Genomic DNA, 26,860 nt, shown 5'->3' with positions numbered 1-26,860 from the left:
TTTTCTGTAGTGTATTAAAAAATGAATATTTTAGTTATTTGGTACAGATTAATGGATGCTAAAAAATCGAAACGCTCTAGAAGATGTCCAGATTGTGGATGGAAGTTTCCAATAGCCAAAGCGAGAACACCAATAGACAGGGTTGACGGTAAACTATTCACTTGCCCTGATTGCCAAACAGCTCTCATATATCGAACTGATACAGAACTTATGTATCGAATTTTCACGCTGATGACAATACCAGCTACCAGCTTGGCATTCATATATGACGATAATGCGCTATTTGAAACAATAGCGATTTTTTTGATAATCCCTCTGGCAACTCTTGCTGCTATTTTATGGCGTCGTAGCGAATATATTGAACGTGTAAAATAACTTAAAATTGTCACTGAATTGAAAATGAGACAAACTACTTCCTACTCCAACAACTGCGGGTATATCCCGCATTAAGTTCTGCAATTAAACGCGATATAAAATCGCAACTACAAGCAACCATAAAAAAACCGCTAACTGTGTAGCGGTCTTTTTGTGTTAAGTGCGGGTCAAATCACGCTTAACTATACTCTTTTGCGGTGTTTATAGCTCGTCTTCAGCTAATAGGCCTGCATCTTCACCATCTTCTGGTTGCACAGTTGCTTGAAGTAATAGCATCTCACGTAACTTACCTTCGATCTCATCTGCGATCTCTGGGTTGTCTTTTAAGAACTTAATTGAGTTTGCTTTACCTTGACCAACTTTGCTGCCATTGTAGCTGTACCAAGCACCTGATTTTTCAACAATCTTATGCTTAACGCCTAGATCGATTAGTTCGCCTTGTTTAGAAATGCCTTCGCCATACATGATGATGAACTCAGCTTGTTTAAACGGCGGAGCAACCTTGTTTTTAACAACTTTAACGCGGGTTTCGTTACCAACAACCTCATCGCCTTCTTTCACTGAACCAATACGACGAATATCGATACGTACTGAAGCGTAGAATTTAAGTGCGTTACCGCCTGTTGTTGTTTCAGGGTTACCAAACATAACACCAATTTTCATACGGATTTGGTTGATGAAAATACATAGTGTGTTTGAACGCTTGATGTTACCTGTAAGCTTACGTAAAGCTTGTGACATTAAGCGAGCTTGTAGACCCATGTGTGAGTCACCCATGTCACCTTCGATTTCAGCTTTAGGTGTTAAAGCTGCTACCGAGTCAACAATCACAACATCAACAGCACTTGAACGAACTAACATGTCACAGATTTCTAATGCTTGCTCACCCGTGTCTGGCTGAGAAACAAGTAAGTCATCAATGTTTACGCCCAATTTTTGTGCGTATACAGGATCTAGAGCGTGCTCAGCATCTACGAATGCACACGTTTTACCTTGCTTTTGAGCTTCAGCGATAACTTGTAAAGTAAGTGTTGTTTTACCTGATGATTCAGGACCATACACTTCAACAATACGGCCTGTAGGTAAACCACCAATACCTAGTGCGATATCGATACCAAGTGAACCTGTTGAGATTGCTTCAATATCTAGGGCTTTGTTGTCGCCCAGTTTCATAATTGAGCCTTTACCAAATTGACGCTCAATTTGTGATAAAGCAGCGTCTAAGGCTTTTTGTTTGTTATCGTTCATTCTGTTCTCCAAATCCGGCTAATGCAGACAGTATACTGTATGAAATCACAGTATCAAGCTAATTTTCAGATTTTATCAATTCAATTATGTTTTTTAATGAATAAACAATAGCTTGCAGTCTAACTTCAGCTCTATCACCAGCGAAAACCTGTTTGCTTGAGTAGTTTTGACCAGCCAAATGAATACAAAACCACACTAATCCCACAGGTTTATCCAGTGTTCCACCACCTGGGCCTGCTATCCCCGAAATAGCTATTGCAATATCGGCGTTTGCAGCTTTTGCCGCCCCCGATGCCATTTCAACAACGGTTTGTTCACTCACCGCACCAAAGCTGTTTAAGGTTTGCTCGCTAACGCCAATGAGCTCATGTTTTGCTTGGTTACTATAAGTAACAAACGCTCGGTCAATATAATTAGAACTGCCTGGGGTATCGGTAAGCGCATAACTCACTCCACCGCCAGTGCATGATTCTGCGGTAGTGATCCATAAGCGTTTATCCGTTAAAATAGCTCCTAATTTCGCAGCAAGTGTTTTAATCTCTTGATGTAATTCCATATTCAGCCTTTGGGTAAATACATGTCGTTTGATCTTTATGCACCGCACACTATAAAACAACAAACCCCTATGATGCAGCAGTATCTAAAAATAAAAGCCGAGCATCGGGATATTTTATTGTTTTATCGTATGGGCGACTTTTATGAACTTTTCTTTGATGATGCCAAGCGTGCAGCACAACTTCTTGATATTTCTCAAACCCACCGAGGTAAAGCCGGTGGCGATCCCATTCCAATGGCAGGTGTGCCTTATCACGCCGTAGAGAACTACTTAGCTCGCCTTGTACAAATGGGTGAGTCGGTGGCTATTTGTGAACAAGTTGGCGACCCAGCTACTAGCAAAGGCCCTGTTGAGCGTAAAGTTGTGCGCATTGTTACACCGGGCACTATTTCTGACGAAGCGTTATTACAAGAACGCCAAGACAACTTGCTAACCAGCGTTTGGCAAAGTAAACAAGGCTTATATGGTATTGCTTATTTAGATATTAACTCTGGCAGATTCAATGTGTTAGAAGTAAATACTGATGAAGCATTTAGCTCAACATTACAACGTTTAGCCCCTGCTGAGCTGCTCTATAGTGAAACATTTGCAAATGTGCATTTAATTGAACATATCAAAGGCGCACGTCGTCGCCCAGAATGGGAATTTGATTTAGATACTGCACAGCATTTACTTTGCGACCAATTTGGCACCAAAGATTTAGTTGGTTTTGGTGTAGACAAAGCACACGCTGCTTTGGTGGCTGCGGGCTGCTTAATGCAATATGTAAAAGACACTCAACGTATTGCCCTGCCGCATATTCGTGCGATTACCCTTGAGCAAAACGAACACGCGGTGATCTTAGATGCCGCAACCCGTAAAAACCTTGAACTAACAGTTAATTTATCAGGCGGCTACGAAAACACGCTTGCGCAAGTACTTGATAAAACAGCGACTGCGATGGGTTCACGCTTATTAAAGCGTCGTATTCATACACCAGTGCGCAGCAAAACAGAGCTCAACTCTCGACTAAACGCTATTAGTGCAATTATCGATGCGCAATTATGTGGTGAGCTACAAGAGTCATTAAAGCAAATTGGCGACATTGAGCGTGTTATCGCCCGTTTAGCGCTTTGCACAGCACGCCCGCGTGATTTAACGCGCCTGCGTAGCGCACTGCAAGCTCTGGCACCATTACACGAATTACTTCTGGACGCCAACGATCCGCGTATTAGTCAAATAATAGCGCAATCACAGCAATTACCTGAGCTACAAGACTTACTAGAACGTGCTGTCATCGAAACCCCACCGGTGCTTATTCGTGATGGAGGTGTTATTGCCCCGGGCTATAACAGTGAGCTTGATGAATGGCGTGCCCTAAGCCAAGGCGCAACCGATATTCTCGAAAAGCTTGAAGAACGTGAGCGTGAACGCACAGGCATTAGCACTTTAAAAATTGGCTATAACAAGGTGCATGGCTTTTTTATTGAAGTAAGTCGCGCTAACTCGCACTTGGTTCCTGCCGATTATATTCGCCGTCAAACGCTAAAAAATAATGAGCGCTATATTATCCCTGAGCTTAAAGAGCACGAAGATAAAGTACTTGGTAGCCAGTCAAAAGCGCTAGCACTTGAAAAACAGCTTTACGAGCAACTCTTTGAGTTTATTGCTCCGCACATTGAGCAGTTACAAACAATGGCAGCTGTTTTAGCAGATTTAGATGTACTGAACAATTTAGCCGAACGTGCGCAAGCGCTTAATTATGCTAAGCCAACACTGTGCGATAACGATAATATCAGCATTAAACAAGGTCGCCACCCAGTGGTAGAACAGGTAATGAAAGACCCGTTTATTGCCAACCCAGTAGAGCTTAATAACGACCGTAAAATGTTGATTATCACAGGTCCAAATATGGGTGGTAAATCGACCTATATGCGCCAAACCGCACTTATTGTTTTGATGGCTCACATTGGTTGTTACGTTCCTGCTGATAGTGCAGAAATTGGTAATATTGACCGTATTTTTACGCGTATTGGCGCAAGTGATGACCTAGCATCAGGGCGCTCAACCTTCATGGTTGAAATGACCGAAACGGCAACAATTTTAAATAACGCCACAGCGCAATCACTGGTACTGATGGATGAAATTGGTCGCGGTACTTCAACTTATGATGGTTTATCGCTTGCCTATGCAACGGCTGATTATTTAGCATCAAAAATTGCTGCTAAAACTTTGTTTGCAACCCACTATTTTGAGCTAACCGAACTGGCCGAGCAAAAAACGGGGCTGGTTAATGTGCACCTCGATGCCATTGAGCATAACGACACCATTGCCTTTATGCATACCGTGCTTGAAGGCGCAGCAAGCAAGAGCTTTGGTTTACAAGTTGCTGCTTTGGCTGGTGTACCAAAAGCGGTTATCCAACAAGCAAAACAAAAGCTTAAAATGCTTGAGAATCATCAACCTGTTACTGCCCCTATTGAGCAACAACAGCAAACATTAAGTTTTGATGATGAACCTTCAGAGCTTGAATTAACCTTAAAACAGCTTGATCCAGATAGCCTAACGCCAAGACAAGCACACCAACTACTGTATCAATTAAAAGATTTACTTTAAATTTTGAGTGGATATAAAAAAAGCTGACGTAACGTCAGCTTTTTTGTGTGTTCTGAACCCGTGGGTTCGATACCCTTGATCAGGTATACATTGTTGTCAAATCAGGTGAATTGGTCGAATAGGCTATCTGTACTTAAACCTTCGTGTTGCAAAATGTCTTTTAAGCGACGTAATGCTTCCACTTGAATTTGTCTTACACGTTCACGTGTTAAGCCAATTTCACGACCAACATCTTCAAGGGTTGATGGCTCATAGCCCAGTAAACCAAAACGACGAGCAAGTACTTCACGCTGTTTCGGGTTTAACTCTCCAAGCCAATCAACAATGTGCTTGTTGATGTCATTGTTTTGTACTTCGCCTTCTGGACCGTAGTCTTTCTCATCGGCGATAATATCTAATAACGCTTTGTCATTTTCACCACCGATAGGTGTATCCACCGAGGTGATTTTTTCGTTTAAACGCAGCATCTTAGTGACATCTTCAACCGGCTTATCTAAGCACTCTGCAATTTCTTCTGCGGTTGGTTCATGGTCAAGTTTCTGCGTTAATTCACGGGCTGTTCTTAAATAAACATTAAGCTCTTTGACCACATGAATAGGTAAACGAATCGTACGTGTTTGGTTCATGATGGCACGTTCAATGGTTTGACGTATCCACCAAGTTGCATAAGTTGAAAAACGAAAACCACGTTCTGGGTCAAATTTCTCAACGGCTCTGATAAGGCCTAAATTACCTTCTTCAATAAGGTCTAGTAGCGCAAGGCCTCGGTTGTTATAGCGGCGGGCAATTTTCACCACTAAACGTAAATTACTTTCAATCATTCGCTTGCGAGAGGCTTCACAGCCTTTCAGTGCTTTTCGAGCAAAATAGACTTCTTCTTCTGCGCTTAACAGCGGAGAAAAACCAATCTCACCAAGATACAGCTGTGTAGCATCTAAATTCTTGGCAACTTCTTCTTTTGCAAAAATTTCATCTTCGTTGTCGACTTCTTCAAGTAATTCAGAAGACTCTTCTTCGACTACCGTGTCATCAAATTTATCGTCAATCGCGTCAGTTTTTTTCTCAAGTTTTGCTGTGTGACCCATAAGCGTCCTCCCGAGCAAATATGTGATTGAGCTAAATCACTTTATCAATACCCTAAATGGCTAAGGTAGATACTTAGCAGGATTGACTGCTTGACCCCGATAACGAATTTCAAATCTCAAAGCCGTAACCGTAGAGTCTGAACTGCCCATTTCTGCTATTTTCTGCCCCGCCTTTACTTCCTGTTTTTCCTTTACAAGCAACTTTGAATTGTGCGCGTAAGCACTTAGGTAATCATCATTGTGTTTCAAAATGATTAAATTACCATACCCCCTCAATGCGTTGCCCGCGTATACCACAGTTCCATGTGCAGCAGCTACAACAGAAGCCCCTTGTTTATTAGTGATCTGTAACCCTTTAAAGCCGTTCTCTTTATTAGAGAAGCGTTGCGTTACTTTACCTTTAGCAGGCCAGTTCCATACAACTTTTGCATTAGAATTACGTTTTTTTTCACTAATTATTTTGTTGGCTTGTTTCTGAACATACTCTCGTTGTTTTGGCTGATCAAGCTCTTTCTTTAATTTTTTGTTATTTTTTTGTATAGAAACAGTAGACTTTTTACTCGAATTCGTATATTTTTTCGTCTTTTTTTGTTTTTGTGCCGATTTTATGAGCGAAATATTCTGCCCAGGGAAGATGGTATAAGGTGCTGGAATATCGTTTATTTTTGCGAGGGTTCGAAAATCTTGCTGAGCACTAAAGGCAATTGAATACAATGTATCACCTTTTTTAACTACATATTTTGAACCTGAGATATTAACTTTGCGTGTGGCGGGTTTAACTTTATTGTCTAAACTACTCACCGGTGCTGGCGCTTCGCGAGAAGTACAACCAAAGAGCAAAATACTAAGAAACAAAGTAACATAGACTGTTAACTGCCTGCTCATCGTAAAATGCTCCTTATCGTACTAGTTTAATGGTTTTGCGGGTTATCGTAGTAAAAAGTACGCAACCACAACTAAAACAACTAATCCCCAGCCAAGCGCTTCAACATATTGACGTAATTTTTGCTCCATTTTAACGCCGCCCCACTTCATTAAAGCCGACACTAAGAAGAAACGCGCGCCACGACCTATTGCCGAGGCAATTAAAAACGGCAAGAATGCCATTTGCATCAAACCTGCACCTATGGTGAAAACCTTATAAGGTATAGGAGAGAAGCCCGCTAAAAACACCACCCATACACCATAGTTTTCAAACCAACTTAGCGCTGTGTCAAATTTGGCTTGCCAACCCATTTGCGCAATCAACGGTTCAACTACTGGTTCGAATAACCAAAAGCCAAGTAAGTAACCTAAAATACCACCAATCACTGAAGCAATCGTCGTAAAGCTGGCAAAACGCCATGCTTTATCTGGTTGAGCAAGTGACATAGGTGCTAGCATGACATCCGGTGGTACCGGAAAAAAAACAGATTCAGCAAAACTCATCCCTGCTAAATAACACTCTGCATGGCGATGTTTAGCCCATACCAGTGCCATATCATATAACTTAGTAAACAACTTCAAAGTTTAACGTCCTATTCAATATCACCAGGTACCAAAGGTACAAATCTTACTGGTGCGACTTTATGTTCTGTGAAAGTATCGCCATTTCTAACGACCATCATTAATTGCTGATCTTGCTCACCGATAGGTGCAATCATAACGCCCCCATCAGCCAATTGAGCAAGTAACCCTTGTGGCATAGTGGCGGCTGCAGCTGTAACAATAATCCCCTCAAACGGCGCTTGTGATTGCCAGCCTTGCCAACCATCACCATGTTTCATGGTGACATTATATAAATCGAGTTTGTGCAAACGGCGTTTTGCTTGCCACTGTAGTGCTTTTATACGCTCTACCGAGCACACTTTAGTGAACGTTTTTGCCAGTATTGCCGTTTGGTAGCCAGACCCTGTGCCAATTTCGAGCACTTTATCACGTACGCCCGCTAAGCGAAGTAGCTCAGTCATACGTGCGACAATATAAGGCTGCGAAATCGTTTGTCCTTGACCAATTGGCAATGCGGTATTTTGATAAGCTTTGTGCTGTAAAACATCATCGATAAAAATGTGTCTGGGTGTTGAGGCTATCGCTTCAAGCACAGTGCTGTCTTCTACACCTTCGCGTTTCAATAACTCTGCTAATGCCAGTGCGCTGCGATTATAATTAGTCAGCACTATTAATCTCCATATTTGCTAACCAGCTATCGACTGCTTGTAAACTTTCTTTCGCTGTCATATCAACACTAAGCGGGGTCACTGATGCGTAACCATTATTTATGGCGTAAAAATCAGTGCCTTCACCTGCATCACTTTCAGCACCAAGGGTACCATACCAATAAATGTCACGGCCCCATGGGTCTTGTTGTTTCGTCATGGTTTCAGCTTTATGGCGCGAACCTAAACGGGTTACCTTAACTCCTTTTAGCTCAGTAAGTGGAATATCTGGCACGTTTAAGTTGATGATTTGATCTTTCGGTAATGGGTGCGATGCCAACTCTTTGATAATACTCACCGCAATCGCAGCTGCAGTTTCAAAGTGATTTCCTTCTTTAGAGCATAACGACACAGCAATGGCAGGAAGTCCTAAGTGGCGACCTTCAGTGGCGGCGGCAACAGTACCTGAATACAAGGTGTCATCACCTAGATTTGCGCCGTGGTTTATTCCGGCTACCACGAGATCTGGCTGCTGCTCGGTTAACTCGTTAACCCCTAAGTGCACACAGTCAGTCGGCGTGCCATTAATTGAAATGAAACCATTATCAAGGGTAGTTGCACGCAGCGGATTCATTAACGTTAATGAATTACTTGCGCCACTGCAATTGCGATCTGGCGCCACTAAGGTCACATCTGCAATTTGCGTTAATGCATGATACAAAACCGCAATCCCTTTAGCATGTACGCCATCATCATTGCTCAATAAGATTTTCATTTACGCATCCTTTTGTTTTTGTTCTCTGGGGCTTGCATCTTGATAGTCCACCAACTCACGCAGTAAGGCAGTAGCAAAACACCCTTTTGGTAAACCAAAGCTTAACTTTAAGGTCGTTTCATCTATCGTTTCAACGGCTAATGAGTCTGGGATCAGTCGTAACATTCTACGCTCATTCTTAAGGCCAAGTTCGCTAAGACCCTCTATCCAAGACTGATAAGGCTCGAGCCACTCTTTTTCAGTTTCGGTTAGGCCTTTTTCGCCTTTACCAACCATAGGAGCTGACATCACAATATCACCAGACGCTAGGCGGGCAATATTGTCATCACTAATATTGTCTTCAAAAAATGCATTACTGCCGCTGAGCATAAACACTTCGCGGTGCATTGTTTTTGCAAGGCCATGCTCTGCAACGCGCATGCTCACGATTTCATTAAACACATAAGAGCGTGCAGCTGAGATAACTAAGCCACGCAATTTTTTATCGCGGATACGCTCTCCGGCAAACATGCGCTTTGCCATTTCAAGGTTGTGACCACCATGCCCAAAGCGCTGCTCACCAAAGTAATTAGGCACACCAGCGCGCACCGCGTTGATACGGCACAAAATATCCAGCGGCTCAGTCACGTTGCGTAACATAATGGTAAAGCGATTGCCTCTATGGCAGCCAGTTCTGAGCTTACGATTATGACGCTGTTGCGATACCACAAAAAACTGCTCGTTATTCAACTCACTAAATTCTATGTGTTTTTTAATTGGCACGGGAACACTAAACCATTGTGTACACACGCCATGACGGTCTTTTAAGCCCGCATAACTTACGTCACGAGGTGATACCCCCGCTTTTTCGGCAATGCGTTTAGCAATAAACTGAGTATTTTCGCCTTTTTTTACAACCTGCAAGCAAACATGCTCACCAGAACCGGTAAACTCAATACCTAAGTCTTCATCAACCATGAAGTCTTCGGCGTGAGTTTTAAAGTCAGCCTTAGAAAGGGGTTTACCGTAAAGGTAGTTTAAATCACTCATGCGCTTTGTTTGCTCATAATCACCACTGCGTGGCTTGAAATACCTTCTTTGCGGCCTTCAAACCCAAGCTTCTCAGTAGTTGTCGCTTTCACATTCACTTGAGAAATATCAGCTTCAAGGTCTTGGCATAAGTTTTCACGCATTGCTTGAATGTGCGGCAACATTTTTGGTGCTTGCGCAACAATCGTCACATCGGCATTACCAAGTACATAGCCTTGCTTTTTAGCAAGCCCAACTACGTGGCGTAGTAAAATTCGGCTATCAATATTTTCGTATTCGCTCGCAGTGTCTGGAAAATGCTTACCAATATCACCCATTGCCAATGCGCCTAAAATGGCATCACACAATGCGTGAATAGCAACATCACCATCTGAATGTGCTAAAAAGCCTTGTGGGTAATCAATTTTTTCACCACAAATCACCAACGGGCCTTCGCCGCCAAATTTGTGTACATCAAAGCCATGGCCAATTCGAATCATGAGGTACTCTCGTTTTGTTGTTTTTGCAGTAAAAATGCTGCTAAATCTAAATCTTCTGGGGTGGTGATTTTAATGTTGTCACTGCGACCAGCAACCAGCTTAACAGGCTGCTTAGCCCATTCAATTGCCGATGCCTCATCAGTGATAGTCACACCATTTTTAAGGGCACTTGATAGCGCATTAGTCAGCGCTTGATAAGGGAAAAACTGAGGAGTGAGTGCCTGCCATAAATCATCACGAGGCACTGTTTGCTCACTGTGGGTATGACCGCGCTTAATGGTGTCTTTTACTTTTGACGCTAAGATACCGCCTTCATTGGCAGCGATGCATTCTGTCATTAAACGCTGGATATCAGCCAAACACACTAACGGCCTTGCCGCATCGTGCACAAGTACCCAATCAGGTGGATTATCTGCAAGTGATAGCAAGGCGTTAAGCACTGAATCAGCGCGCTCTTTACCACCACTCACACGCTCAATACGCTTATCTATGTGTGGTAAATCAGCAAAGTAGCCGTCATCATCGCTAATTGCTACTTTGATGGTGTTTAATTCGTTAAGTTCTGCAAGTTTACTCAGGGTGTGTTCTAAAATAGTTTTACCCGCCAGTTCAATATACTGCTTTGGCGCCGAATGCTGCATTCGACTCCCTACCCCCGCAGCGGGAACAATGGCGGTTATAGTTTGCTTAATTTTCATTTTGTTGTTGGCCCGGCAAAACGCGAATAAAGGTTTCGCCAGGTTTAATCATTCCTAATTCATTACGCGCGCGCTCTTCGATACCTTCTTGACCAAGCTTTAGATCTTTTATATCTGCTTTAAGTACAGTATTGCGCTTTAATAATTTCGCGTTAGTGTCTTGATGAGAGGTAACCGCTTGTTTCAGACGAGTGTAATCTTGCACACCATTATGACCAAACCATAAACGGTATTGCAGAAATAAAGCCAAACATAACAAGGCGAATTGAAAAACCCGCATTGAACACTCCTTCGCGGTTAAATTAAGTCAAAGGGCGTTTTAAATTACGCCAATTTATATTGCTTGCTAGTAGCATTTCTCTTAATGACAAACGCTTAGGTGTGATGCGTTTATTAAATTGCCATTGATGACCGCAACACGCCGCCGCCATCACTGCCTTTGCAGGCTTAAGCAGTTGAATATGCGTGTTTTCTAGCGATTCACCTGAAGTATCAAACCAACCAAGCTCGTTGCAATGTACCTTATTGTCGCTTACTTGATCTAAGCTGTCTATGCGCACAGTTGTACATTGCTCGTCATTAATTAGCACGGGAACAATTAACCCGCGCTTAGCATGTTGACTATAAAAGTCTTTTGAGTCTTTTTTATTATAAACAGGTGGCGTTGTTTTTTGTTTTTCAAGCCAACTGCCATTTTGTGAATCAAGCTGTAATGGTGCATCGCCACTAACTATACGCATGGCTAAACGCTCAATATAGTAAGGCAAACTTGCTAATAAGCGTTTAAGCCTTGCAGTATCAGGTTCATCGACTAAACGCGGGATCTCACGAGCATAAAATGCATTACATAACTGCGCATACAAAGCACGTTCGGCATCAGTTTGCCAAATTTCGGCTTGTTGCGAGTGTTCGCTCTGTGAAGTTGGTTTAGACAATGCGCGCTCTTATAAAACAATTGCTTGACTGTTTTATAGCATAGAGCGTTTATTGAGCGCTACTTTACTGCGCCTTTTTTACCCAACTTTGCGTTACCAGTTTCTAAAAACTGCACTACTGCATCACGCTTTTTACCTAACAACAAACTACCATCAGCTAAAAACATAAAGTTTTGCCAACAACGCTTGAAAACGGCAAAGCTGGTTTCAATGATATTATCGCGAGCCATACAAAAATAAACAGTGGTATTAGCTTCCCACGCTAAGTGGTTTAGGATTTCTTCAGGTAACTGCTCGTCGCCCGCTTCCCATGCGTTTTCCCAGTTAATGGTCTCTGAAAAGCTGTCGTCTTTGCCGCACCAATCTGTTTTATCAAAAAAGTCAGGGTGATCATGTTCGCGGCTCACCATAGTAGTCCATAAGACCGCAGCGCGTTCAGCGCTCATTGGTTTAATTTGTGCTGCGTCTTCGCTGCTTATCGGCATATCTTTATGACGAAAAACCCAGGCTTTTTTGTATTCATCTAACGAAATATAATTCATAGTTTAGGCAGTTTGTTTCAGCGTAAAATGTGCAAACTGCAATTATACCCAAATGACTCCAAGATGCGAGATAAACACATGACAATCAAACCCGGTATTTACCAACATTACAAAGGCCCAAAATACAAAGTTGAATATATTGCTACCCACAGCGAAACGAATGAGCCACTGGTAATTTATCAAGCGCTATACGGCGAATTTGGTATGTGGGCACGCCCACTTAGTATGTTTACAGAAGTAGTTACTGTAGAGGGCAAAACGGTACCGCGTTTTGCATACCTTTCAGACGCCGACTAACTGTGGCATCATGACGTTATTAATCACTGCTCAGACCAGATAAGGTGACATCGTGCTTTTTAATTCAACCGATAACTACATTGCCAGTAACTCATTAAAACAAGCGGTTAACGCAGCGATCTTGCTTGAAAAACCCCTGCTTATAAAAGGTGAACCCGGCACAGGTAAAACTATGCTGGCCGAGGAACTTGCAAAAAGCTTAGACACTACGCTAATTCAATGGCATATCAAATCAACCACTAAAGCGCAGCAAGGCCTGTATGAATATGATGCGGTATCTCGTCTTCGCGACAGCCAGTTAGGTGATGAGCGTGTGCACGATATCAGCAACTACATTGTAAAAGGGAAATTATGGCAAGCCTTTACCTATGGTGAGCAACATAACAAGCGCCCTGTGCTATTGATTGATGAAATAGACAAAGCCGATATTGAATTTCCCAACGACTTGCTATTAGAGCTCGATAAAATGGAGTTTCATGTTTATGAGACTGGCGAGCGCGTTGTTGCAAAGCAACGCCCGATTGTAATCATCACGTCAAATAACGAAAAAGAGCTGCCAGACGCCTTTTTACGTCGTTGTTTTTTCCATTACATTGATTTTCCAAGTAGTGAAGAAATGGCACAAATTATCGATGTGCATCACCCGCATGTTAAACAAGATTTAGTTCGCCAAGCACTTGAGGTGTTCTTTAATCTACGTGACGTAAACGGCATTAAGAAAAAGCCATCAACCAGCGAATTACTCGATTGGTTAAAGCTACTAATGGCCGAAGACATTGATGCTAAAACACTGCATGATAAAAGCCAAAAAGGCGGCCTAATGCCCATGTTTGGCGCGTTATTAAAGAACGAGCAAGACATTAGCTTAATCGAAAAACTTGCGTTTATGAGCCGACGTTAAGATGTTAATTGCGTTTTTCTTTAAGCTTCGCGAATACCGCTTACCAGTTAGTTTGCGAGAGCTACTTGATTTGATCAATGCGCTCAAGCAAGGGGTTATTTTTGCTGACGTTGACGCGTTTTATTATTTAGCGCGTACCATCATGGTTAAAGATGAAACCCACTTTGATCGTTTTGATAAAGCCTTTGCAGATTACTTTAGTGGCGTGGCCGACCTTGATCTGCTCGAAAGCTTAAAACAGCAACATGCCTTGCCTGATGATTGGCTACGCAAAGAGTTTGAAAAGCACTTAAGCGAAGAAGAAAAAGCGCAATTACAAGCCATGGGCGGCCTTGATAAACTCATGGAAACCCTCAAGCAACGCCTTGAAGAGCAGCAAAAACGCCATGCTGGGGGTAATAAGTGGGTGGGTACCGGTGGCACTTCACCATTTGGCGCCTATGGGTATAACCCTGAAGGTGTGCGCATTGGTCAAGACGGTAACCGACATCGCCGTGCGGTAAAAGTGTGGGATAAGCGCAGCTACCGAAACCTTGATAGTGACCGTGAAATCGGCTCGCGCACCATTAAACTCGCTCTAAAAAAACTGCGTAAATTTGCCCGTACTGGCGCCAGCGACACTCTCGATTTAACCGAAACCATCCGCGCAACCGCAAAACAAGGCGGCATGCTCGATGTGAAAATGGCACCAGAGCGCCATAATGCGGTAAAAGTATTGATGTTGTTTGATATCGGCGGTTCAATGGATGATTACATTCATACCTGCGAAGAGCTATTTAGCGCCGCCCACAGCGAGTTTAAACACCTTGAGTTTTACTATTTTCATAACTGTTTATATGAGCATGTTTGGCAAGACAACGAGCGTCGTCACTCAAACGTCATTGATACCATGACCTTGATTAACAAGTTCACCAGCGACTACAAGGTGATCTTTGTTGGCGATGCCACCATGGGCCCTTACGAAATCGCCTACCCCGGTGGCAGCGTTGAGCATTGGAATGAAGAGCCCGGTAGCGCTTGGTTAAACCGCATAACCAATCACTTTGATAAAGTCGCTTGGCTCAACCCACAGCCCGTTGAACACTGGCGCTATTATCAATCAATTGATTTTATAAAGCAGTTAATGGATAACCGCATGTACCCACTCACGCTAGATGGGATTAGTAATGCGATTAGGGAGTTGAGTTAATAAGCCTCAAGTACCTATTGAGGCTTATTATTAGTTATTTTGCGTAATACTTACCACTAACTAACTTTTTGAACATTTGCTCATAAGGCTGAGCTTTTCTCTGAGTTGAAAACTGACGATTTTGCGCTGAAGTATACAAAATTAAGTCATCTTCAAACTTATTCACTTCGACAATTTCAACAGCCCCTGTTTCACTTACAACCAAATCAAATACATACCACAAATCCTCGACTCCACTACTCGGAGGTGTAAACACACGGCGTTGGTTGTTTATAACAAGCTCTACTTTTGCTGTGGTGCTGTCAATCTCTGGTGTATTTGAATAATTGTGTACTTTATAGGTGTAAGTTCCAGGTAGCGGAAATTCTGGGATTGAAATAACCTCAGGGCCATAACTTGTTATGTCATCAACGTCTAAAAACATAATAATATCGTTTACAGTCGCTGTATCACTACCAAAATAAATATGGAACTGTTCACCTTCTGTCGCTGTTGGGCCCCATAAATGAGAATCTAGATCCGATGGAGTCGCCCCCCAGTTAAGCTTAATTTTGGTAAATACTTCATCTAACACAATACATTCATCAAGAGTTAAATCGGTTAAATTCGTTTCGACAGAGAATGTGCGGCTCAAACCACCTGAAGTTGATGAAATTAAGACGGTACTGTCCATCTTAACAGGAATTGAAAAGTCTCCGTTAACGTCTGTTACAGCAGATGATGACCCGATGTAATCACGTCCTTGGGAGTTCACTAAAGCACCCGCGATTCGATTTTGGTTATTATCTTCTAAGCAACCATGAATAAATACCGTTTCATAAATTCGGTCGGCATTCCAAGTAGTAAAGTGCGAAACGGAACCTGTGTAGAAATTACCTTCTGCGCTGTTAACAAGTTGGGCTTCACCCTCTTTAACCCATAAACCTGTCTGCTCATTGTAATAGTAAAGCGGCACGGTACTCGCTAGCTCTCCTACAGCAGGAATATTGATAATAGCTTGGTTATTTTCAGCAAGATTTAGGGGTTCACCATTTTCATCTTCAAATGTGACAGTTATAGCTCCAAATGATTCGATTGGTTTTATTTCTCCATTCTCATCCGTTGTGAGCATTTCACCCGGCATCAAAGACACATCAACCGCAGGATTAATAATCGTTAACTCTGCGCTCACAGGCCCCGTTACTAGCGAGTTGTCAGCTCTAACTAAACTATTCGCTGGTAGTTCAACCAACACAGCACCTTCTACTTGTAAGTTGCTGGCAATGGTGGGATCAAATGTTACTTGCGCATGTATAGGTTGCAATAAAATATCAGTGGGTAAAGATAAACGTGTTTCGTTTAATAGTGCAGCCATTTCTGCATAACCATTAGCATGACTTGTTATAACCATATGGTTAGTAATTGTTATATCTTGGACTGAAAAAGATACCTCACCGTTACCATCGGTAGTTCCTGTTGCCAATATACCATTACCATTTGTTATCGATGCGGTTGCGTTAGAGATAGCATCTTCTGTGTAGTAATCTTTAATTCGCGCAGTAACATCTACAAAATATTGAGCATCAAGATTGAAAGACGCGGTTGCAGCACTAGCATTATCTTCACCGCCATCATTTATTTTAATATTTACGTTATATGCTGTTGTTTCAGTATTATTGGCTTGATAGCTTAATAAGCCAGTGTCAGAAACAGCCATGCCTTCAGGACCAGACAATAATGTGAAACTTATCCCACCTTCAATAGTATCATCAGGATCTGTTACATTAAGCTGGTAATTAAATAACTCACCATTTTTGATAATCTGATCTTCGATATCAGCAACCATAGGGGCATCATTGACTGGTGTCACCGTAATTTCGAATATTTGAGTCACCTTATCGTTGTGATTATCACTAACACTTACGATCACCTCACCTGAAGTTAAAACGCCTTCTGTAGGCAGCCACTCAATCTTACCCGTTTGAGATATGGTCATGCCTGTAGGTGCTGTATCTAATGCAAAACTTAACTCAGAGTCGTCGTCTTGAACTAAAACCGTGTAGCTATAGTTTTCGTCTTCAGTTGCAGTAGTTACTGCTTCTGAAGTGATGGTTGGGATAGAATTACCAGATGATGTATCTTTATCATCATTTGAGTCTGATGAGCCACATGCTGTTAAAAAAGCAAAAGCGGGTACGATAACAAAAGGTTTGAGCTTAAATATCCTTTTCATAGGAATTTCCTTATATAGTTACAAATCGAAACATATGTTAACCAAAAAGTACCACTTTTGGCAACACATAAGAAACACCTAATTCTCAAGCTATTTTATTATTGAGTAGTCAAACCTTGAACTTTATAGTTTTGTAGCCTTAAACCACAATATTCCTTACGCATAGTTAAATGCCAAGTAATCTACATTCCCTTCCAAACCAAAAACACTAGCGCAAAGCCCACTAAATAAAGCAAACCTAGCCAGCTTAGGGTGCGTAATAAAGGTGAGTGATGAATGCTGGGTTCTGAGCGCACTAAACTAAAGTTCAGCCATGCAAATACAGGAGTGGTTACAAAAGCGAGGGTCATGGCAAAAGTAAGCATTGGGCCAAGGGCTGATTTAAAGAATAAAATCACTGCCATGCCTGAAAATGCTTGCAGTAATAACCACATATTTAAACTGTGTTTAGATTGTTTAATCGGTAGCAGTTTATGTGACTCATTTAATGTTCTGGCGTAGCCATCAAGCACTGTTAGCGTGGTGCCAAACATACATAAAAAAGCAATACCTGAAACCAGCGGCCTTGCCCACTCGCCCATGGTAAGGGCATACATATCAATTAATTGCTTTGCAAAGGCGACTCCACCTAATTGCACTGCTTGTGCTTGGCCATATTGCACTAATACGCCTAATGAGAAAAACACTAACGCAAGTGCTGCGGTAAGCCAGTAGCCCAAATTAAAATCAAACAAGCCTTGTTGTTTTGTCACTGGTTGTTGGTGCTGCTTTTCTTTTAGCCACAGTGAGCTAATTGCTGATATTTCGATAGGCGCAGGCATCCAGCCCATGAGAGCGACCATAAAGCCGAGCATTGCAAGTTCATACGGCGACGGGCCCACATAGTCAACCGGTGCCATTGGGCCATTATTAATAGCAACAACAAGCGCAGCTAAAGTGGTAACTGTTAGCAGCCCCATAATGAGCTTTGAAACGTTATCGAGCGCCTTAAAGTGCCCTAATAATAAAATGAGCAAACACACAGCCAAAATCAGCCAGCATAATAAGGTTACAGAAACTGTGACAGGTAATGCATAGTGCAGTAGGCTGGCCGTTAATAATAAAACTCCCGCAGTATTTACTACGGCGGCGACTATATTAAGCGCAATAAAGCTATAGAAATACCCAGGTCCTTTTTGCTTGTAGCCCTCAACTAAACTTTGTTTGGTCGCAAGGGTGTACTCCATGCCAAATCGAAAGAATGGGTACTTCAATACGTTAACTACAATGATTAGCCAAAATAGCTGCCAGCCGAATAACGACCCGGCTTGTGTTGATGCTACTAGATGTGAGCCACCAATGGCGGCTGTAGCCATTAAAATCCCCGGCCCTAAAGCATTTAATTTAGACTGCCAATTTGATACTGCTGATTGCATAAGTTGTGTGTGTTTTATTCTTAATTACAAGCAACTTACAGCGTTTTAGGTGAGATTGGAAGCAGAGCAAGTTAGCAAGTTAGCAAGTTAGCAAGTTAGCAAGTTAGCAAGTTAGCAAGTTAGCAAGTTAGCAAGTTAGCAAGTTAGCAAGTTAGCAACACTAGACTGCCAACCACTTGTGTCAAGCCGTTGTTTTTAAAATCTGACTTCTAACGACTGATAGCTGATAGTTAAATATTAAAACCAAAAAAGCCAAGCGTTTCGCAACGGTTGGCTTTTTCAGATTTAGTTTTAAGTCTAGCCGCTTAGGCTAGTGCTCTGTAATTAGCTCAGGTTCATTTCCTGAATGATTTCGTGGGCAATTTCCGGAGTTGTACTGACCGGCTTTTCGTGTAGCTTGGCTTTCATTTGCCCTTTACGATGTTTCAGTGATGCATCGAGTTTTTTTGCAGCACCTGCGATAGCTGGGTACATCACATCATCTTCAGCTTTTACTGATAAACGTGCGCCTTCATAGGTTGTACTAATCTCAGCCTGATACTTATTGTGTTCTTTTGAAAGAATAATATCGAGTGATATTAATGATGGAAAATGGCTAGCAATTTTCGAGAACTTCTCGTTGATATGAGCTCTAACAGCCTCAGTAACGTCAACATGATGACCAGAAATATTAATCTTCATAGGGTATCCTTTTTTCTTGTTACCTCACAATTAGTATTGGGGGCGAATTGAATTAACACAAGCGAAAATTGCAGATAATTAGTAATTGATTGTAACCACAGATGATTTAGATCATGCGTTGCGGATAAAATATGCAAAAGCCCGCATCACACGGGCTTTTCAGAGAGGTTAACAACTGCTCATTAACTGTACGAACAACAATAATCAGCAAATTCGCTGACCTTTACTAGAAAGGTAACATTTGCATCAACGGTAAAAGACTCTCCAGCTTGCATCGTTTGCCATTCGCTCTCACCGGGTAATAGCACTTGCCAACTGCCACCGTTAAGCTCCATCAACTCTTTTTTACTCGTAGCAAACTCAAACTCACCCGGTTGCATAAAGCCTAACGTCTTCGTGCTGCCATCAGCAAATACCACAGTACGGCTAGACACTTTACCGTCAAAATACACATTGGCTTTTTTCAGCACACTTACATTATCAAACTGAGACATCCTCACTCCTGTTGTTTTGTTAAATCTAATCCACCCTGCCCGAATTTTAAGCGTGCAGCAACTGAAGATAATTCAATTAATACTTATATTTAAGCTGGCTTTTTATTATCTTTAATAAACTGAACAAGTAAGAAAACAAAGAAAGTTCCAGGTAGACCAACAATAAACAACAATGGAGTTAATACTCTTGGAGATGTTCCATTAATGTAAAACTTACCATATAAGAAATTACAAATTAGCCAGCCAGCGAGAATAAGATACGATAACAAGCTCGTATTTTCAGCCTTCAATTCGCAGCTTCCGAAAGCAACTTCGACTAATAAAAGATCGAAAGATATACACTGACTTGTATTTAGTGCGTAAAAAGTAAGTGCTGCCATAGATATTAAAGCGATGGCTGTAACGATGTATTTCATGGTCATTTCCTTATTAAATTAAAAGTAAAAAGAAGCAAGCAACTGCCTCTGTCATTTCAATTTAAATGACTCTGAAAATTACACCATAATTTAGCCATTACTTAATCATCACTTACTTATAACCAAAGTTATAACTATAATCACACCAACAATAACACTAATAAATCAATAAGTTAGCTAAAAACTTCAGCTATGAATTGATACCCTCTTTTCATCTGGGACTTTATATATTTAGGGTTTTTTGTATCAGTATCTGAAAAGGCATTTCGCAACTTACTAATTACTCGGCGAATAGCAGTGTCGGTGACTATTTGATTTTGCCAAACATTGCTGTGTAGCTCTTCTAAGCTGACGACTCTAGGTTGTTGCTCTATTAAATAGCTAAGTACTTGCATCATTTTTGGTTCTAAATAAGTTACTTGCTCATCTTTTGAAATGCTTTTTTCTTCGTAATTAAATGTATATTCACCGATCATCAAAGTGCTTTGGTCTGAAAGAGAAAAGCTTTTTTCCTCTACTTCTTGAGTATCTTCTTGCTCACTTTTTCTCAATACTTTTTTATAATTTCTACTAATTAACTTAAAGCTGTAAGTCACTAAAAGAACAATTGGGCTAAGTGGTAGAGAGAGAATAAAAAGTAAAGATATTAAGTAAGCATTAACCTTGCTTTTTACTAATAACTGCCCAAATAAAACAACCGCAAGCACCCATAAAATAAATGGTAAATCGATACTAATACTTTCAAGATCGTCTCCACAAACACCCACTCGAAAAAACGACATATCAAAACATAAAGCAAAGCTATTAAAACTAGCTAACAGTAAAGCCAGCATATACAACCATTTCATTTTCATTCCTTAAATATTACTTTGACTGGACGATAATATAGCAGAAAGCCACTATTAACCAATCCCTTATAATACATAGGGAAAGCTTAACAATTTGCATGATGTGATAATTGAAGATCGTACTTGAGCACGCCACGAGGAGTAAGGTTTATGTGCTAGCAAATGTGTTGGGTTTCACTCCGTTCTACCCAACCTACCAGTCAAACACAAAAAAGCCCGCGCTGTGCTATACAGGGCGGGCTTTAAAATTTTAGCGGCTTAAGCTTAGAACAAGGCGTTTGCTTTGTTTACGATGTTTTCAACAGTGAAACCAAAGTGCTTGAATAGCTCGCCTGCAGGTGCTGACTCACCGAATGTCGTCATGCCGACTACTGCACCATTTAGACCTACGTATTTGTACCAGTAGTCTGCGATGCCCGCTTCGATTGCTACGCGGCGTGTAACGCTTGCTGGTAGTACGCTTTCTTTATACGCAGCGTCTTGCTCATCAAATAAATCAGTTGAAGGCATAGATACCACACGTACTTTTTTACCTTGTGAACGAAGTTCTGCAGCGGCATCTTGTGCAAGCTGTACTTCAGAACCTGTTGCAATAAGGATAAGCTCTGGTTCACCGTCACAGCTAAGTACGTAACCACCTTTTTTCACATCGGCTAACTGCTGTGCAGTACGCGTTTGTTGCTCAAGGCCTTGGCGAGTGAAAATCAGTGATGTTGGGCCGTCTTTACGCTCAATAGCTTGTTGCCATGCAATCGCAGACTCAACTTGGTCACATGGGCGCCAGTTAACTAAGTTAGGCGTTAATCGCATGCTTGCGATTTGCTCTACTGGTTGGTGCGTCGGACCATCTTCACCTAAACCAATTGAATCGTGCGTGTATACGAAGATGCTTGGCTGCTTCATTAATGCCGCCATACGTACTGCGTTACGTGCGTATTCCATGAACATTAAGAATGTAGCACCGTAAGGAATAAAGCCTTTATGTAGTGCAATACCATTCATAATCGCTGACATACCAAATTCACGTACACCGTAGAAAATGTAGTTACCGCTAGCATCGTTAGCTTCTAGGCCTTTTGAGCCATCCCAAAGTGTTAAGTTAGAACCAGCAAGGTCAGCAGAGCCACCCATGAATTCTGGTAGTAACGGACCAAACGCGTTTAATGCATTTTGTGATGCTTTACGTGTTGCAGGGTTTGCAGGATTTGCTTGTAGCTCTTCGATGTAAGCTTGTGACTTTTCAGCCCAATCTGCCGGTAGCTCACCGTTTGTACGGCGCTTAAACTCAGCAGCAAGTTCAGGGTATGCACTTTCATAAGCTGCAAATTTTTCGTCCCAGCTTGCTTCTAGTTGCTTACCTTTTTCTTTGCCATCCCACTCGCTATAGATATCAGCTGGGATTTCGAATGCATCGCCAGTCCAACCAAGGAACTCACGAGATGCTTTAATTTCGTCTTCACCTAGTGGTGCACCGTGACAATCATGGCTACCTGATTTATTAGGTGAACCATAACCAATCACTGTTTTACAACAGATTAATGATGGCTTATCAGTAATGCTACGCGCTTCTTCGATAGCGGCGCGAATTGCATCAGGGTTATGACCATCAACATCGCTAACTACGTGCCAGCCGTATGCTTTGAAGCGCGCTGGTGTGTCATCGCTGAACCAACCTTCTACTTCACCATCAATTGAGATGCCGTTGTCATCCCAAAACGCAACTAGTTTACCTAGGCCTAATGTACCGGCTAATGAACAGGCTTCGTGTGAAATACCTTCCATTAAGCAGCCATCACCCATGAATGCATACGTGAAGTGATCAACAATATCGTGGCCTTCACGGTTAAACTGTGCAGCTAGCGCTTTTTCGGCAATTGCCATGCCCACTGCATTTGTGATCCCTTGACCTAATGGACCCGTAGTAGTCTCAATACCTGGTGCATATCCATACTCTGGGTGACCCGGTGTTTTTGAGTGCATTTGACGGAAGTTTTTAATTTCCTCTAGTGGTAAGTCATAGCCACTTAAGTGCAGTAGAGAATAGATCAGCATTGAACCGTGGCCATTCGAAAGAATAAATCGATCTCGGTCTGCCCACTCTGGATTCGTTGGATTGTGCTTTAGATAATCGCGCCATAGTACTTCTGCGATATCTGCCATGCCCATAGGGGCGCCAGGGTGACCAGATTTGGCCTGTTGTACTGCGTCCATTGATAAGACGCGAATAGCATTTGCAAGTTCTTTGCGTGATGGCATGAATTCTCCTACCTTTATGTATTTGCGCTGGTTGTTTATGAAGCCCCATTCTTACTTATTGTAAGGGTACAGTGCAATTAAAAATCCGCATTAAATGCACCATTTATGGGCGTTTGTTAAGAACAATACGTTATTACTAATTTTAAATGGACGTCTAGGCGTAAAATTACTATGCAAACATATTTGTTTTAGATAAAATACGCCCCTTAATTTTTTAGCGCTATTACCGACGTTTGTGAAGCGCAATATTTGTGAGCAGAAATACAATGGCAAAACATTTATTTACTTCTGAATCTGTTTCTGAAGGTCATCCGGATAAAATCGCGGACCAAATCTCTGACGCGGTTCTAGATGCTATCTTAGAGCAAGATTCTCATGCCCGTGTTGCATGTGAGACTTACGTTAAAACTGGCATGGTGATGGTTGGTGGTGAAATCACAACTAGCGCTTGGGTTGATATCGAAGAAATCACACGTAAAACAGTACGTGAAATCGGTTACACGCACTCAGACATGGGTTTCGATGCTGACTCTTGTGCAATCCTAAACACTATCGGTAAACAATCTCCAGACATCAACCAAGGTGTTGACCGTGCTCGCCCTGAAGAGCAAGGCGCTGGTGACCAAGGTCTAATGTTCGGTTACGCATGTAATGAAACTGACGTTTTAATGCCTGCACCAATCACTTATTCGCACCGTCTAGTTCAGCGCCAAGCTGAAGTTCGTAAAAGCGGTGAGCTTAACTGGTTACGCCCAGATGCAAAATCTCAAGTAACGTTTGCATACGAAAATGGCAAGCCTGTTGGTATTGATGCAGTTGTTCTTTCAACTCAACACTGTGATTCAATCTCACAAAACGACTTAGTTGAAGCGGTAATGGAAACAATCATTAAGCCGGTTCTTCCTGCTGAGCTAATCTCAAGCGCAACTAAGTTCTTCATCAACCCAACTGGCCGTTTCGTTATCGGTGGCCCAATGGGTGACTGTGGTCTTACAGGTCGTAAAATCATCGTTGATACATACGGTGGTATGGCTCGTCACGGTGGTGGTGCTTTCTCAGGTAAAGATCCATCAAAAGTTGACCGTTCAGCTGCATATGCTGCTCGTTACGTTGCTAAAAACGTGGTTGCTGCAGGCCTTGCTGACAAATGTGAGCTACAAGTTTCTTACGCTATCGGTGTTGCAGAGCCAACATCTATCAGCATCGAGACATTTGGTACAGGTAAATTAGAAGAAGCGCGTCTAATCGAATTAGTACGTGAGCACTTCGACCTACGCCCTTACGGCTTAATCCAAATGCTTGATCTTGAGCGTCCTATCTATCAACCGACTGCGGCTTATGGTCACTTCGGTCGTGATGAGTTCCCTTGGGAGCGTACAGACAAAGCAGACGCACTTCGCGCAGCTGCTGGCCTGTAATAGGTTAGATAAAATGAAAAAGCGCCTTTTGGCGCTTTTTTTATGAACACGAACCTAACTGACTTATTAAGTTATCTCGCGAGAACTGATTATTGGTTAATTGCTCTCTCAGTGCTTGCAGAGTTTTATAAACACTTTTTAACGACACCTTGTTACTTAACCAATGCGGAATCGAACCGCTTGGATCAGCATAGGCTTGATGGCTTACTAACAAGTTACTTTGTTGCTGTTCTAAGCGCCAATAAGCGGTGAGATCTTTGATGCGTACAAGTCCTGCAACTTCGGCTTTTGCATAAGGCTGACTTTTGATTTGTAACTCGGTTTTGTGCTCATCTAAAGCGTGATAACAAGAATAACTCACCAAGTCACGGTCTGACACCGGCCAAGGTGAATTAAAATGAGTATAAACAAGGGTTTCAGAGGGGCTTAAGCGCTCCATTAAAGTCACGCTTTTAACATTTTCGAGCCAATTGGGCGCGTTGTCGGTATCACTTAACAGCGCCATAAAGTCACTGGCCTTAGCATTTTTTACCAGCACAGAAGCATTAATTTCTATAATGCCAGTTTCGTGCTTTTTATAGCTAACCTTTATATCGTCTTGCTGTTTGTAGGTTTGCCATTCAATAGGGTTAGCCACTGCCGAGAGACTCAAACATGCTAACCCTACCCATAGGCACAAGCGCATTTATTTAAAACCAATAAGGGTCTGTATTAAATGACGCGTGGCGACTTTGCTCCATTGCACTGACCAAAAACTCTGACTTTTGATCAAGCCATGATTGAATTTTTGTTAGCTCTAAGTCGTCTTGCCCTGCACATAACTGCTTTAAGTACTCAAGGGTGCTTAACTCATAAATACCATGAGAGATATCAACCCACGGCATACGAAACTCGTTTCGATCTTCTTTATCGAACAAAGCGCCTAAGCAGTTGCCGCTGAGTAATGAGTTTTCAAGGCGGGTGCGCAGTGCCAAATAGTCTTTATCTGTAAACACTTGCTGCTCAGGAATAAGTTCGTGCATATCGTGCCAATCTTTAGCAAATAAACGCTTAGCAATATCGGCAACAGGTTTTTCAGCAGCTTGAAACTCAGTTTGCCCCCATGACTTACGCCATTGTTTTTCAATCAACCAGGTTGTTAATTGTAATAATAAGCGGTTGTATCGGGTGCTATGGAAAAGTTTTTCGATATCTTCAATACTTGGCTGCAACTCTTTTAAGTCATTAATAACTTGAGTGAGCTCAGGCGCACTGTTGATTTTTTTGTAGTACGCGTGGCGCTTAGATGTGTAGGTTTTTAGCTGAATAGCATTTTCAACCCATGCTAATTCGCTTAATAACCACTTTAATTCTGTACGTAATGAGTCGGTATCGTCTTTACTAACAATATCGTCAAACAGCCAAAATGTATGGCGAATTAAACGAATACCGTCGGTGACACGCTTAAGGGTTTTTAAGCTTGGTTTTATGAAGTAGCAGGCTTCATGTTTTTGTACAAAGCGAATCGCGTAGTTAATACTTTCTACTAAGGCTTGTTCTTGGGTTGCACCACGTTTTAGTGGTACAAAACCAATTGATTTACTTGCTTTTAATGGTTTGTCATCTGCAAGACGATAACCTCGAGCAGCTTTAGAATAAAGCCCTAAGCGAACATGGCTTTCACTTACCAGTTTATCTGCCAAAGCAAACAACTCATTGCGACTACCTTCAATCAGTTCGATTTCAAGTTCAGAGATTGGCTCAACTTGGCTCGATGCCGCCACTTCACCTTTATCTAATACCACTTCAATTTTTGCGCCATTTTCGGTTTCGAGTAACCAAGTACGGCGTATAAAGTTAGTGCTAAAAATTGGGTATAGGTTTTCTGCGATGGCAGGCACTTGCATACCATGCGGCCAAATAGCAGCATCAAATGCAAGTAAATCAGGGCGATTACCTGACAGTGGCAAATTGTATTCAGGGCGCTGATGTAAGCCACCCACCACTTCGCCAGCAAGCTTGATGGTTTGCTCACTCTCACCATCACAACAGCGAGTACGAAGGCCAATATCTAAAGCTCGTAATTCTCGGCTTGGCGTATCGTAATAAGCATTTTGTAAGTTGCGTGACGGTTTATTGGTAACGGTTTTTGCAAATTGGGTAATTAATGCGGGGATCAGTGGAACAACGGCATCTGACACCAAAAACTTCAGTTCTATCTCAGTATCCATTCGCTTTGCGGAGTACATTTAAAATAAATAAGTGATCAAAATAAACAAAGCAGACTGTTAATGCAAATTTT

General features: G+C 42.0%; 28 protein-coding genes. 6 read left to right on the top strand and 22 right to left on the bottom strand.

Translation table 11 applies throughout. The features are described from left to right. The first annotated feature begins 21 nt into the window (after nucleotides 1-21). Nucleotides 22-375 (top strand): hypothetical protein, encoded by a 354-nt coding sequence (locus IMPJCBKJ_RS12530; protein ID WP_166340606.1) that lies wholly within the window; start codon nucleotides 22-24, stop codon nucleotides 373-375. 201 nt (nucleotides 376-576) lie between these two features. Here IMPJCBKJ_RS12530 and recA read toward each other — a convergent pair whose 3' ends face one another. Next, nucleotides 577-1,623: a recombinase RecA gene (gene recA / locus IMPJCBKJ_RS12525; RefSeq protein ID WP_054551150.1), complete on the bottom strand. Its 1,047-nt coding sequence runs from the start codon at nucleotides 1,621-1,623 to the stop codon at nucleotides 577-579. Nucleotides 1,624-1,681: 58 nt separating this feature from the next. Further along, entirely contained in the window at nucleotides 1,682-2,179 is a 498-nt protein-coding gene (locus IMPJCBKJ_RS12520; protein WP_138618550.1) for a nicotinamide-nucleotide amidohydrolase family protein, read from the bottom strand. 21 nt (nucleotides 2,180-2,200) lie between these two features. On the opposite strand from IMPJCBKJ_RS12520, the gene mutS reads away from it, so the two are divergent. Beyond that, nucleotides 2,201-4,774: a DNA mismatch repair protein MutS gene (gene mutS / locus IMPJCBKJ_RS12515; protein ID WP_138618548.1), complete on the top strand. Its 2,574-nt coding sequence runs from the start codon at nucleotides 2,201-2,203 to the stop codon at nucleotides 4,772-4,774. A gap of 101 nt (nucleotides 4,775-4,875) precedes the next feature. Here mutS and rpoS read toward each other — a convergent pair whose 3' ends face one another. Genes rpoS through IMPJCBKJ_RS12460 form a run of 11 tightly spaced genes read right to left on the bottom strand, consistent with a single transcriptional unit; the run spans nucleotide 4,876 to nucleotide 12,452 of the window. Then, complete coding sequence (gene rpoS / locus IMPJCBKJ_RS12510; RefSeq protein WP_054551147.1) at nucleotides 4,876-5,859, bottom strand: RNA polymerase sigma factor RpoS; 984 nt, start codon at nucleotides 5,857-5,859, stop codon at nucleotides 4,876-4,878. A gap of 60 nt (nucleotides 5,860-5,919) precedes the next feature. Then, complete coding sequence (locus IMPJCBKJ_RS12505) at nucleotides 5,920-6,744, bottom strand: peptidoglycan DD-metalloendopeptidase family protein (protein ID WP_166340605.1); 825 nt, start codon at nucleotides 6,742-6,744, stop codon at nucleotides 5,920-5,922. Between the two features lie 42 nt (nucleotides 6,745-6,786). After that, nucleotides 6,787-7,365 carry a YqaA family protein gene (locus tag IMPJCBKJ_RS12500; RefSeq protein WP_166340604.1) on the bottom strand — a complete coding sequence of 193 codons (579 nt, stop codon included), beginning with the start codon at nucleotides 7,363-7,365 and terminating at the stop codon, nucleotides 6,787-6,789. 11 nt (nucleotides 7,366-7,376) lie between these two features. Further along, nucleotides 7,377-8,015, bottom strand: coding sequence for a protein-L-isoaspartate(D-aspartate) O-methyltransferase (locus tag IMPJCBKJ_RS12495; protein ID WP_054551144.1), 639 nt, complete (start codon nucleotides 8,013-8,015; stop codon nucleotides 7,377-7,379). Next, nucleotides 8,005-8,769: a 5'/3'-nucleotidase SurE gene (surE, locus tag IMPJCBKJ_RS12490; protein ID WP_138599729.1), complete on the bottom strand. Its 765-nt coding sequence runs from the start codon at nucleotides 8,767-8,769 to the stop codon at nucleotides 8,005-8,007. The genes IMPJCBKJ_RS12495 and surE overlap by 11 nt, the downstream gene beginning before the upstream one ends. Continuing rightward, nucleotides 8,770-9,798 (bottom strand): tRNA pseudouridine(13) synthase TruD, encoded by a 1,029-nt coding sequence (locus tag IMPJCBKJ_RS12485; protein WP_166340603.1) that lies wholly within the window; start codon nucleotides 9,796-9,798, stop codon nucleotides 8,770-8,772. Beyond that, the gene (ispF, locus tag IMPJCBKJ_RS12480; protein ID WP_166340602.1) at nucleotides 9,795-10,277 is read right to left on the bottom strand and encodes a 2-C-methyl-D-erythritol 2,4-cyclodiphosphate synthase; all 483 of its coding nucleotides are present in this window, start codon (nucleotides 10,275-10,277) and stop codon (nucleotides 9,795-9,797) included. The genes IMPJCBKJ_RS12485 and ispF overlap by 4 nt, the downstream gene beginning before the upstream one ends. Further along, nucleotides 10,274-10,975 carry a 2-C-methyl-D-erythritol 4-phosphate cytidylyltransferase gene (gene ispD / locus IMPJCBKJ_RS12475; protein WP_054551140.1) on the bottom strand — a complete coding sequence of 234 codons (702 nt, stop codon included), beginning with the start codon at nucleotides 10,973-10,975 and terminating at the stop codon, nucleotides 10,274-10,276. The genes ispF and ispD overlap by 4 nt, the downstream gene beginning before the upstream one ends. After that, nucleotides 10,965-11,255: a cell division protein FtsB gene (gene ftsB, locus IMPJCBKJ_RS12470; RefSeq protein WP_054551139.1), complete on the bottom strand. Its 291-nt coding sequence runs from the start codon at nucleotides 11,253-11,255 to the stop codon at nucleotides 10,965-10,967. The genes ispD and ftsB overlap by 11 nt, the downstream gene beginning before the upstream one ends. Before the next feature lie 22 nt (nucleotides 11,256-11,277). Further along, complete coding sequence (locus IMPJCBKJ_RS12465) at nucleotides 11,278-11,910, bottom strand: hypothetical protein (protein WP_054560904.1); 633 nt, start codon at nucleotides 11,908-11,910, stop codon at nucleotides 11,278-11,280. A gap of 59 nt (nucleotides 11,911-11,969) precedes the next feature. Then, complete coding sequence (locus tag IMPJCBKJ_RS12460; RefSeq protein ID WP_138599731.1) at nucleotides 11,970-12,452, bottom strand: DUF2947 domain-containing protein; 483 nt, start codon at nucleotides 12,450-12,452, stop codon at nucleotides 11,970-11,972. Between the two features lie 78 nt (nucleotides 12,453-12,530). On the opposite strand from IMPJCBKJ_RS12460, the gene IMPJCBKJ_RS12455 reads away from it, so the two are divergent. The 3 genes from IMPJCBKJ_RS12455 to IMPJCBKJ_RS12445 are packed head-to-tail and all read left to right on the top strand — an operon-like array spanning nucleotide 12,531 to nucleotide 14,839. Then, nucleotides 12,531-12,749 carry a DUF1653 domain-containing protein gene (locus IMPJCBKJ_RS12455; RefSeq protein ID WP_138599734.1) on the top strand — a complete coding sequence of 73 codons (219 nt, stop codon included), beginning with the start codon at nucleotides 12,531-12,533 and terminating at the stop codon, nucleotides 12,747-12,749. Between the two features lie 52 nt (nucleotides 12,750-12,801). Then, nucleotides 12,802-13,650: a MoxR family ATPase gene (locus tag IMPJCBKJ_RS12450; protein WP_138618538.1), complete on the top strand. Its 849-nt coding sequence runs from the start codon at nucleotides 12,802-12,804 to the stop codon at nucleotides 13,648-13,650. 1 nt (nucleotide 13,651) lies between these two features. Continuing rightward, nucleotides 13,652-14,839, top strand: a complete 1,188-nt coding sequence (locus IMPJCBKJ_RS12445) for a VWA domain-containing protein (protein ID WP_054551134.1) — start codon at nucleotides 13,652-13,654, stop codon at nucleotides 14,837-14,839. Between the two features lie 34 nt (nucleotides 14,840-14,873). On the opposite strand, the gene IMPJCBKJ_RS12440 is transcribed toward IMPJCBKJ_RS12445, so the two are convergent. From IMPJCBKJ_RS12440 to tkt, 7 genes are all read right to left on the bottom strand, one after another. Further along, nucleotides 14,874-17,051: a putative Ig domain-containing protein gene (locus IMPJCBKJ_RS12440; protein ID WP_166340601.1), complete on the bottom strand. Its 2,178-nt coding sequence runs from the start codon at nucleotides 17,049-17,051 to the stop codon at nucleotides 14,874-14,876. Nucleotides 17,052-17,233: 182 nt separating this feature from the next. After that, nucleotides 17,234-18,466, bottom strand: a complete 1,233-nt coding sequence (locus IMPJCBKJ_RS12435) for a divalent metal cation transporter (protein ID WP_166340600.1) — start codon at nucleotides 18,464-18,466, stop codon at nucleotides 17,234-17,236. 324 nt (nucleotides 18,467-18,790) lie between these two features. Then, entirely contained in the window at nucleotides 18,791-19,147 is a 357-nt protein-coding gene (gene raiA, locus IMPJCBKJ_RS12430) for a ribosome-associated translation inhibitor RaiA (protein WP_054551132.1), read from the bottom strand. Between the two features lie 182 nt (nucleotides 19,148-19,329). Continuing rightward, the gene (locus IMPJCBKJ_RS12425) at nucleotides 19,330-19,641 is read right to left on the bottom strand and encodes a pyrimidine/purine nucleoside phosphorylase (protein WP_054551131.1); all 312 of its coding nucleotides are present in this window, start codon (nucleotides 19,639-19,641) and stop codon (nucleotides 19,330-19,332) included. Nucleotides 19,642-19,730: 89 nt separating this feature from the next. Beyond that, on the bottom strand, nucleotides 19,731-20,057 hold the full coding sequence (locus IMPJCBKJ_RS12420; RefSeq protein ID WP_166340599.1) for a hypothetical protein: 327 nt from the start codon (nucleotides 20,055-20,057) through the stop codon (nucleotides 19,731-19,733). Between the two features lie 173 nt (nucleotides 20,058-20,230). Next, nucleotides 20,231-20,905 carry a winged helix-turn-helix domain-containing protein gene (locus IMPJCBKJ_RS12415; protein ID WP_240921030.1) on the bottom strand — a complete coding sequence of 225 codons (675 nt, stop codon included), beginning with the start codon at nucleotides 20,903-20,905 and terminating at the stop codon, nucleotides 20,231-20,233. 264 nt (nucleotides 20,906-21,169) lie between these two features. Then, nucleotides 21,170-23,161, bottom strand: coding sequence for a transketolase (tkt, locus tag IMPJCBKJ_RS12410; RefSeq protein WP_166340597.1), 1,992 nt, complete (start codon nucleotides 23,159-23,161; stop codon nucleotides 21,170-21,172). Nucleotides 23,162-23,427: 266 nt separating this feature from the next. Between tkt and metK the strand changes: the two genes are divergently transcribed. Continuing rightward, nucleotides 23,428-24,579: a methionine adenosyltransferase gene (metK, locus tag IMPJCBKJ_RS12405; RefSeq protein WP_054551125.1), complete on the top strand. Its 1,152-nt coding sequence runs from the start codon at nucleotides 23,428-23,430 to the stop codon at nucleotides 24,577-24,579. A 40-nt stretch (nucleotides 24,580-24,619) separates the two neighbouring features. On the opposite strand, the gene IMPJCBKJ_RS12400 is transcribed toward metK, so the two are convergent. After that, nucleotides 24,620-25,231, bottom strand: coding sequence for an START domain-containing protein (locus IMPJCBKJ_RS12400; RefSeq protein ID WP_166340596.1), 612 nt, complete (start codon nucleotides 25,229-25,231; stop codon nucleotides 24,620-24,622). A gap of 37 nt (nucleotides 25,232-25,268) precedes the next feature. Continuing rightward, on the bottom strand, nucleotides 25,269-26,789 hold the full coding sequence (locus tag IMPJCBKJ_RS12395; RefSeq protein WP_166340595.1) for a CYTH and CHAD domain-containing protein: 1,521 nt from the start codon (nucleotides 26,787-26,789) through the stop codon (nucleotides 25,269-25,271). Between the last annotated feature and the right edge of the window lie 71 nt (nucleotides 26,790-26,860).

The sequence above is a fragment of the Pseudoalteromonas sp. MB47 genome (assembly GCF_011319765.1).
GTDB classification, from domain to species: Bacteria; Pseudomonadota; Gammaproteobacteria; order Enterobacterales; family Alteromonadaceae; genus Pseudoalteromonas; species Pseudoalteromonas simplex.
This window is presented reverse-complemented; position numbering and strand designations above follow the sequence as displayed.